Annotated in this window: 11 protein-coding genes and 1 pseudogene; 5 read left to right on the forward strand and 7 right to left on the reverse strand. The window is 66.8% G+C overall.

The genetic code is table 11. The features are described from left to right. The 6 genes and pseudogenes from Pme01_RS30415 to Pme01_RS30440 form a co-directional block, all read right to left on the reverse strand. Positions 1-686: pseudogene (locus Pme01_RS30415) on the reverse strand (hypothetical protein); the annotation flags it as partial. Continuing rightward, positions 683-907: a hypothetical protein gene (locus Pme01_RS30420; RefSeq protein WP_239088559.1), complete on the reverse strand. Its 225-nt coding sequence runs from the start codon at positions 905-907 to the stop codon at positions 683-685. The pseudogene Pme01_RS30415 and the gene Pme01_RS30420, both read right to left, overlap by 4 nt. Then, the gene (locus tag Pme01_RS30425) at positions 907-1,074 is read right to left on the reverse strand and encodes a hypothetical protein (RefSeq protein WP_168118268.1); all 168 of its coding nucleotides are present in this window, start codon (positions 1,072-1,074) and stop codon (positions 907-909) included. Before Pme01_RS30425 ends, Pme01_RS30420 begins: the two co-directional genes overlap by 1 nt. Before the next feature lie 14 nt (positions 1,075-1,088). Then, positions 1,089-1,448 (reverse strand): RRQRL motif-containing zinc-binding protein, encoded by a 360-nt coding sequence (locus Pme01_RS30430; protein WP_168118269.1) that lies wholly within the window; start codon positions 1,446-1,448, stop codon positions 1,089-1,091. Beyond that, positions 1,448-1,729 carry a hypothetical protein gene (locus Pme01_RS30435; RefSeq protein WP_168118270.1) on the reverse strand — a complete coding sequence of 94 codons (282 nt, stop codon included), beginning with the start codon at positions 1,727-1,729 and terminating at the stop codon, positions 1,448-1,450. The genes Pme01_RS30430 and Pme01_RS30435 overlap by 1 nt, the downstream gene beginning before the upstream one ends. Next, on the reverse strand, positions 1,729-1,980 hold the full coding sequence (locus Pme01_RS30440; protein WP_168118271.1) for a DUF6284 family protein: 252 nt from the start codon (positions 1,978-1,980) through the stop codon (positions 1,729-1,731). The genes Pme01_RS30435 and Pme01_RS30440 overlap by 1 nt, the downstream gene beginning before the upstream one ends. A gap of 203 nt (positions 1,981-2,183) precedes the next feature. Between Pme01_RS30440 and Pme01_RS30445 the strand changes: the two genes are divergently transcribed. The 4 genes from Pme01_RS30445 to Pme01_RS30460 are packed head-to-tail and all read left to right on the forward strand — an operon-like array spanning position 2,184 to position 5,045. Continuing rightward, a complete protein-coding gene (locus Pme01_RS30445) occupies positions 2,184-3,065 on the forward strand; it encodes a GntR family transcriptional regulator (protein WP_239088560.1) in 882 nt (293 codons plus the stop codon). A 2-nt stretch (positions 3,066-3,067) separates the two neighbouring features. Beyond that, positions 3,068-3,655, forward strand: coding sequence for a guanylate kinase (locus tag Pme01_RS30450; RefSeq protein ID WP_168118272.1), 588 nt, complete (start codon positions 3,068-3,070; stop codon positions 3,653-3,655). Beyond that, positions 3,652-4,392 (forward strand): dihydrodipicolinate synthase family protein, encoded by a 741-nt coding sequence (locus Pme01_RS30455; protein WP_168118273.1) that lies wholly within the window; start codon positions 3,652-3,654, stop codon positions 4,390-4,392. Before Pme01_RS30450 ends, Pme01_RS30455 begins: the two co-directional genes overlap by 4 nt. Beyond that, positions 4,386-5,045 carry a histidine phosphatase family protein gene (locus tag Pme01_RS30460; RefSeq protein WP_168118274.1) on the forward strand — a complete coding sequence of 220 codons (660 nt, stop codon included), beginning with the start codon at positions 4,386-4,388 and terminating at the stop codon, positions 5,043-5,045. The genes Pme01_RS30455 and Pme01_RS30460 overlap by 7 nt, the downstream gene beginning before the upstream one ends. Before the next feature lie 1,686 nt (positions 5,046-6,731). On the opposite strand, the gene Pme01_RS30465 is transcribed toward Pme01_RS30460, so the two are convergent. Next, positions 6,732-6,935: a DUF6980 family protein gene (locus Pme01_RS30465; protein ID WP_239088561.1), complete on the reverse strand. Its 204-nt coding sequence runs from the start codon at positions 6,933-6,935 to the stop codon at positions 6,732-6,734. Positions 6,936-7,089: 154 nt separating this feature from the next. Here Pme01_RS30465 and Pme01_RS30470 point away from each other — a divergent pair, with 154 nt between their 5' ends. Further along, entirely contained in the window at positions 7,090-7,479 is a 390-nt protein-coding gene (locus Pme01_RS30470; protein ID WP_168118275.1) for a hypothetical protein, read from the forward strand. Positions 7,480-8,149 lie beyond the last annotated feature (670 nt).

The following is an 8,149-nucleotide window of genomic DNA, read 5'->3' on the forward strand; positions in this document are numbered from 1 at the left end:
GGCGTCTTGGCGACAGCGCGAGCCACCCGGTCGGCGGCCGACGGCTGGCGCTTGGGCGCGCGGACCGGCTTGGGCTTGGGCGTGTCCTGCGGTGCGGGGACCGGCACGTCGTCGTCGGCCGCGATCGGTGGTGTCGGGGTGACGGAGGCGGGGTCGGCGGCAGGCGCGGGCAGTGCCGCGTCGGTCGCCGTTTCGGTCACCTGCTCGGCGGCGGTGCCGGCGGCGCGGCGGGCGCCGATGGCGACCAGCGCGCCGGATGCCATCACCATCAGCCCGTCGACGGCGAGCGGGCCGACGACGACGGTGAGACGGTCTTCGCCGTAGAAGGCCAGCAGCCCGGACAGGTGCCGGTACGACACGACGGCGGCGACCAGGGCCACCGGTAGCAGGCCGAGGAAGCGCAGCGCGGTCCACCGCCGTGCGGCGGGCCAGGCGACGTTGGCGAAGATCTCGACGGCGATGAACAGGAACACCGGCCAGAACACGGCGCCGATCACGGCGCCCAGATGCGGTGACCAGTCGGGCACCTTGGCGCCGGTGCGCTGCGCTGCCGCGATTGCCTTGGCGACCTCGGCCGGCGGGACGTAGGAGTGGGCGATGTTCGCCGCGATCGACACGATGCCGCCGAGGATCGCCCCGGTGTAGGCATAGACGCGGCCGGTCTTGGTGCGGGGGGTCTTGCTCATCGGTGGGCCTCCGTTTCGGCGCGGTGGGCGTCGTAGAGGAACCGGAACATCGCCTGTTGCAGCGCGACCAGGTCGCCGCCGGAGAGGGGTCGGGGGTAGCCGTGGGTTTCGAGAACGTCGATCAGGTCGATGAGTAGGCCGAAGGTGAATCGCGGGTCGTCGGCCGGGGCGGGCATCGGGTAGAGACGCGGCAACGGCGCCGTGCGGGTCGGGGTGTCCATCACCGGCCACCGGCGGTCAGCGCGGTGAAGAAGTCACCGAGGCTCGTGGCGGCCGAGGCGAGCCCGGCGCCGAGGTGGTTGGCGGTGCCGGCGGCGCCCGTGGGGTTCGTGATGATGAAGAACAGCACGAACGCGAGGGCGACGTAGCCGAGGAACTTGTGCTTCACTTTGCGGTCTCCGTTCAGGCGGTGGAGCAGGTCAGGCACTCGCCCAGCGAGCGCGGGATGTAGTAGGGCCGCACCTCGCGGCAGGTCGAACAGGTCCGCCGCGCGGTAAGCGCCCGGTCGATGGCACGCAGCTGCGCGGGGGTGGCGGTGCGCTTGGGCTTGGCGGCGTCGACGCGGTACAGGTACGCCACGCGGGTGCCACCGACACCGCGCCACAGCACCTGCGCGGCGACGGGCTGACCACCGGGCCGCAGCCCGGCGGCGCGCAACTGCCGCACGGTGGCGTAGCCGGCCGGGGCGCCCCGCCACCAGAAGGTAGGGATGCCGTACCGGGCGCCGGTCGGGTCGTAGAACGAGGCTCGGATGCGTGACATCACGCCTCGCTCGCGGTCTTGACCCGGTAGACGTGCATGCGGTCGGGGTTGACGAAGTAGCCCTCGCCCCACCGGGCGCGGTACTCCACCCGGTACGTGTCGCAGTTCCAGGTCGGATCGAAGCCGGCCCACGCCACGAACGTCACCGGGTCACCGCAGTACATCCGGCTACCGGCCGGGCCGGCGTGGGCGACCAGGTCACCCACCCGCAGCTCGCTCGGCCGCACCCGCTCCAGATCCCGGTCGCGGTACGGGTACCGGTCGGCGTCGTCGCGGTCCATCAGGCCGCGCCCCGGTAACGCGGCGTGCCGGCGCGGGTCGCCAGCGCGGCCGCCTCGCGCAGGACGCGGGCCTCGGCGCGGCGCAGCCGGCGCCAGTCCAGCGCCGACGGACCGCTCTCGGCGGTCACCATGCGGATCTCGGCGTCCACCAACGCCACCTCGGCCTCGATCAGCGGCATCTCCCGCGCGATCTCGGCCAGCTCGTCATCGGTCGGACCGGCCGTACCGGTCTCCAACAGCTCGGAAGCCATGGTCGGATGTGCCCTTCGCTCGAATCGGTCAGGTCGCACGTCGCAGCCGAAGCCGCTCCGCCGTCCCCGTTGTTCACCGGCCTGCAAGCAAGCTAACAACTGTTATGAGGACAACTCAACTGTTAGGTCTACCGCAATGTGCGAGGCCGGGCATACCTGACGAAATACCTAACATCTGTTAGGTATCTGGTAGGCTTCGCCGGTTGACTGCTCTGACCGATGACGAGGTGACCTGCGTGGCATCCGACAAGTCCGCTCTGTCGAGGTCGGACTCTCTGCACCGTCAGGTAGCGCGGAACATCCGCAACGACATCGAGGCCGGCGTTCTGAGGGATGGCGACGTTCTGCCCTCGACGCGTGAGCTAGCCGCGGCGTGGGGTGTCAGCGTCTTCACGATCTCCGAGGCGATGAAGCTCCTCATGGATGAGGGGCTTGTCGTCAGTAAGTCCCGATCGAAGCGAGTCGTGCATGCGCCGGACACGGCGGGGCGTAAGGAAGTTCGCTTGCGCAAGCCGGTTGTTCTTCTGATCGGTGGTTACGCGGGGAGTGGTAAGACCGAGTTGGGTCGCATCCTCGCACGCGAAACGGGCTGGCCCATGCTGGACAAGGACACCCTTACTCGACCCGTCGTAGAAGCTGCCCTAGAGATCATCGGTGTTTCGCCGAATGACCGCGAGTCGGATACCTACCTCAGCTCGATTCGACCGCGTGAATACGAATCGCTCGCGGCGGCAGCGGTGGAAAATGTCGCCTGTGGAAACAGTGCGATTGTGACCGCACCCTTCATCCGCGAGTTCAACGACGCGGCGTGGATCGGTAGAACGCGGGCTACCTACACGGACCTCGGCGCAACAACCGTGTTCGTCTGGGTGTACTGCGACGCAGATTCGATGCACACCTACATCCGCCACCGTGGCGCGGCTCGTGACGCGGCAAAGCTCAGCGACTGGCCCGGCTACCTGACCACCATCGACGTCGATTTCCGGCCACCGGTTCAACACATCGTTGTCGACAACTGCTCACGCGGTATGCCGCTACAGGAACAGGCGCGCGACCTGCTCAAGGTCGTACTGGACGGTGAGTAGCCGTGGCGCCAGGCGTTATTCTCTACGGGCCACCCGCGAGCGGTAAGGACACGATCACGACCGAGCTACTCGCGCTTGACCCTCATTACGTGGCCTATCAGCGGCTGAAGGTCGGTGGGGGTAAGTCTCACGGCTACCGGGTTATTGCGACCGAGCGTCTACGAGAGCTGGAATCGCGGGGCGCAGTGCTGTACAGCAACAGCCGTTACGGCAACGTATACGCCGTCGATCGTGAATCCGTTGCGGCGCTAATCCAGGCGGGCCGCATACCGGTGCTGCACCTCGGCCAGGTGCAAGGTATTACGGCAGTGGAGGCGTTCCCCGCTCGCTGGGTACGCGTACTCCTGTGGTGCGCGCGTGCGACCACAGCGGAGCGAGTCGCGGGGCGTGGCGATAGCGATATCGGTGACCGGCTCCGTGCGTGGGATGAGACGCGTCGAGACCTTCGCGAGCACGCCAACATTCAGTTCGACGCCATCATTCGTACAGATGAAGTGGCGGCTTCAACGGCGGCACGGATGATCCACGCGGCGGTCGCCGGTAGCTCGGACCCCCACCCCGCAGATGATGTGTTGGAGGTGGATGCGTGAACGCGCCGCGCGTCATGGTTCCTGTGCTGACGCTGCGCAACGCGGACGGAAGCGTCGACCACGGCGCTTGCGGCGCCTACGCGGAGCGGGCCGGGGGTACATGGCTCGACCTGTTCCTCGTGTCCGGCACGATCGGCGGCGGGGAGACGAGTACCACCGAAGAGCGGCGCCGCGTACTCGAAGTGTGGACCGAGCGAGTTTCACCAGAACGATTGCTGGCCTGCGTATGGACCCCGGATGACCTGATGCACGCGGCAGAATGCGGCGTACGGCCAATCGTGGTGCTGCGGTCGCACGCCGACGCCACGGCGCTCGGCACGTTCCTGGCACAACTGCCCGCCGGGGCGTTCGTCTACAGTCACCCCAAGTACAGCCCCGCCACCTTCACTCCCACCGTGGCGGCAGTCGCCCGGCAGGCCGGTGTACTGCCGGCCGGCGGGAAGATCTGCAAGGTCAGCTTGGACGACGTGGCGCAGCTGCGGGCCGCGACCGGCGAGCCGTTCCAGCTCTACGACGGCCGGTGCCGACACGTTGCCCGCAGCGTCGCGGCCGGAGCGACCGGTGTCGTGGCGGTACCGCTGTGCACCCTGCCCGCTGACCTGCCGGACCGTGATGACGCTGTGCCGCTTCAACGCACGATCGATCGGACGCAGTCCCTCATCGATGCTCGGCCCGGTCTACAAGAACGGGTGGAGATGCTCACCGCTCAGCTCGTGGCGGGGGAGCCTGCATGGTGACGGAGGGTCCGCACCGCGAGTTGCTCATCGCCCGGCACGGTCAGGGGCACTGCAACCTCAACCGAGTCATTGCCGGGTCGACGTGCTCCGGGCTGACTGAGGAAGGCCGCGCGCAGGCGCAAGCGCTGGGCAAGCGACTGGCCGGCGAGGGTGGAGTCACGGCTATACACGCCAGCACTACCCGACGTGCACTGGAAACCGCTGGCATCGTCGGCGCCGCCCTCGGCGTCCCCATCCAGGAGCAGATAGACCTACGGTTCCCCGACGCCGGTGCGGCCGAGGGTCAAGCTTGGGTAGAGGCGCGTGCGCAGTGGGGGATCGACCCTCTCGATCCGATACGGCCTGCTGCGGAGGGGGCCGAATCGTGGCGCACCTACGTCGACCGTGCGGCCGGCGTTCTTGACAGCATCTTGGACGAGCACCCGGGCGGTCGGGTACTCGTGGTCGGCCACAGCGAGACGATCGCGGCCATGTACGCCTTACTGCTCGGCTCTCCGGATCTCGGACGACTGAAGGTCGGCATGTGGTACTGCGCCCTCAGCGCATGGCAAGCGACCCGAGAACGACCAGGTTCAGTCGTCGCACATCAGCGCTGGACCCTTGTCGCACACAACGACGCCAGGCATGTTCTGTCGGGATGGGGGACTACGTAGCAGGGCCTATCCGTCGGGTGCGCTCTTCCATCGGAGAGTGGATCTGAACGGGATACGGGAACTGTCACTCGTGTCACTCGTGTCACTCAAACGGCCCTGAGCTGGGAAAATGTCTCTGATCTTGAGTGACAGTGGGGTACGAGTGTCACTCAAGATCGAGGGCGTGTCACTCAAGATCGGGGTGAGGGGTGAAGGCTGAAACACTCGGGGTCACGCGTGCCCCACGCACCCCGAGTGTTTCAGCTCTGATGTTGTTCGGGTCCGTCACGTTTAACCCCGATAGCCCATCAATCATCTTGATTCACAAGAGTTCTCGAACTTCGTCCGGAGGGGTGGCAACAAGACGGCCAACTCAAGGTAGCGTGCTGAAAGGATATGCGTCTGGGGGCCGGCGCAGGCCGACCCCCAGACCGCCAGATTAGCGGTGGTGGGACTCCAAGACCGATACCGCTATCTGGCAGGTGACCGCGAGGGCCTTGGCCGCATAGCTGAGGCCCTCGTGCCTTGCGCTCGCCGCAAGAGTCGAGGCGAGATCGAACGTCGAACGCACACCGTTTAATGCCCGAATCGCGTTCTTGCGCCGTCTGGCGCGTTTTTTTCCGTCCTGTTCTTCGTGCAGGGACCGGGGCACTGCCCGCTCCTCTCCCAGGCGTCGATTTGTCGACTGGTTGCCCGACGCCTGCGCAGGGCGCCGGGTACCCGGCTAGGTCGACAATTCGATCCGCGATCTGGCTTACAACAGATCCCCGGGGTTTTCGTGCTTCGTCACTCTAGTAGGGCCTGGGGTGGCCGGGGAGGGCCAGAATCCGGGGCCAGAGCGGCGGACGGAGAATGCACGGAGCGGCGGCACCGATCGCGGCGCTGCGGTGCAGGTCAGAGGCGATTGCGCGACTGGTCTGTAAATCCGTCGCGAAAGCTACAGAGGTTCGAATCCTCTACCCGCCACCAGCAGGTGGAACGGCCCCTGACCAGCGGAAACGTTGATCGGTGGCCTTTGCCGTCTCAGGCTGCCGTTGACCGTCGCTGTCCCTGATCGTCCGGTCGGTAGGGGTCACTTCAGTCGTGATGAGTGCTGGTCCTGCCCAATCCACCCCGGCCAACGGTTGGGAGTACGACCGTAACGGCAGACTCGTGCAGTCGAAGGGTTCTGGGCAGCCTGCTCCGAACCAGCCGGTTCGCTGGTTGACGGTGTTGTGGCTGCTGGTGGCGTTAGGCGTGGGGGCCGTCGTATCGGACCTGGTCGACAGGTGGACCGCGGTCGGGCCTGTCTATGGAGTGCTGTCCGTCACCGTGGGCACCCTTGTAGTGGATCGGCACCGCACTCACGTGCAGCACCGCTGGTCGGCTGCTATCTGTGGGATTCCGGCGGTCGTAATCCTGCCGGTACTGGCCAAAGGCCTGTTGTCGCCGGGGATGCCGGGTGCCTACGCGTGGGCCATCGGCTCGTTTGCGGCAGCAGCTGTCTATGCCGCTGTGACGCGCTTGCCCAGTCGTCAGTAGCTCAAGGCTCAGCACTGAGGTACGGCCGGCCGGCGCGCGTGCGCGGCGGGCCGGAGGTCCAGAGCGCGCCGCGCTTGCGCGGCGCCTTGATCGGGCACGGCGCGGCCGGGTCAGCTGTCCGTTCGTGACCGTTCATGACCGTGGGCGGACACGGTTACCGGCTCGTGGCCGGCACAGTCGCGCCGCTCAGTCGTCATCGCTGGGCAGGATTGCCCCGCACCACGGGCAGTACTTGATCGCGATGTAGGAGCTTCCGCCGTCGTGGATGATGAGGCCGTAGCCGTCGCGCAGGCTGAAGAAGATCAGGTTGTCTGGACAGTCGAACGGGTCGGGGTGCTCGTCGCACCGCCTCTCGGCGTTGTCCTTCATCATCTCGCAGCAGAACGTCACGGCCTGAGTATCGGCTACTTTGCGCGAACTGCTCCCGTGCCCTCCCGTCTGCCATCGACGCCCCCGCCGGAGGCATCCGGTCTCTTGCCCAGCGCGACCACCGCATCCCGACCAATTGTCTGCGCGCAAATCCGTGTTGTTGGATCATCGACGCGTGCCATGGAGCCCGCCAGACAATCCGCCAGTCGTTGCTGATGCCCGCCTGGATCCGTACCGCGAGCGTGCTGGGCATCTGTTCCGAGGCGCTGATCAGGTCGGGGCCGTTTACATCCGCGTAGAGACCTGGTGGACGGAGATCGGTGGCCGATTGTGGTGGCGGCGCTGGTCGGAGCCGGAAGAGGGCGTTCACGGGTTCCTGGTGGACAAGGGCGGCGCAATTACCGACTTTCTCCTCGATGCCGAGCACCTGGACGATGAGCTGGCCGACTGGAACCAGGGCCGGTTCATGTACCGCGGCGAGGTGCTTCACGTCTCTTGGCTGGACGACGACGCCTCGCAGAGAGTCCGGGTGGAGACGCTGGGCCTTGATCCGCTAGACGAGTAGCCGCTGCCCGGCTTGCCAGGTGCCGACGCTGTGGTGCGGCCGGCTGGTCGCCCCGTCCGGCGAGCCGGATGACCCGGACCGTTCGCCGACGCTGCCGCCGTGCAGCGGGCGGCCAGGTTTAGCGGCGTGAGGACGGGCAAGTGGCCCCGGCAGCCGGACACTCCACTTTGGCGCGTTGCGGGAGCTGCGGCCGACGATCCCGTGTCGGCTGTCCGGACGCTGATTGCCCTGTTCCGCTGTCGCTTGGCTCGTCACGCCGTGATCGGCCGGGCGACGGCTGCCCATGCCTGTTCAAGGCTGGTTAGCTCTTGTGTGTAGAAGAGGAGAATCGTGTGACACCGATATCCGCCTACCGCCGTCAGACGAAAGCTATCCGCGCAGCCGCGACGTCGTATTTTCCGAAGACCGGGCTGCTTCCGATCGCGGCCATCGCGGTAGCCGGCGCACTGTTGTTCCCCACCGCTGGATATGCCTCGGTTAACTGCGAGCCCCACTCCACCTCGAGCAGCGCTGTGTCCACTGAGGAGGACGAGGCGTCGTACGAGCACGGGAACGGGTGGGTCCAGGAGAAGTCCGCAGACGACGAGCAGTCGGCCGGCGAGGAGAAGGCCACCGACTCCGAGAAATCGCACGCCGCGGTGAAGACGGGCGAGGAGGCGTCCGGCGACGC

It is taken from the genome of Planosporangium mesophilum (assembly GCF_016863255.1).
In the GTDB taxonomy this organism is placed as follows: domain Bacteria; phylum Actinomycetota; class Actinomycetes; order Mycobacteriales; family Micromonosporaceae; genus Planosporangium; species Planosporangium mesophilum.

Bases quoted from the DNA above. Each gene is read 5' to 3' on its own strand.
- Pme01_RS30435 (WP_168118270.1), bottom strand. From the start codon at position 1,729: ATGGACCGCGACGACGCCGACCGGTACCCGTACCGCGACCGGGATCTG.
- Pme01_RS30440 (WP_168118271.1), bottom strand. From the start codon at position 1,980: ATGGCTTCCGAGCTGTTGGAGACCGGTACGGCCGGTCCGACCGATGAC.
- Pme01_RS30460 (WP_168118274.1), top strand. From the start codon at position 4,386: ATGGTGACGGAGGGTCCGCACCGCGAGTTGCTCATCGCCCGGCACGGT.
- Pme01_RS30430 (WP_168118269.1), bottom strand. From the start codon at position 1,448: ATGTCACGCATCCGAGCCTCGTTCTACGACCCGACCGGCGCCCGGTAC.
- Pme01_RS30420 (WP_239088559.1), bottom strand. From the start codon at position 907: ATGGACACCCCGACCCGCACGGCGCCGTTGCCGCGTCTCTACCCGATG.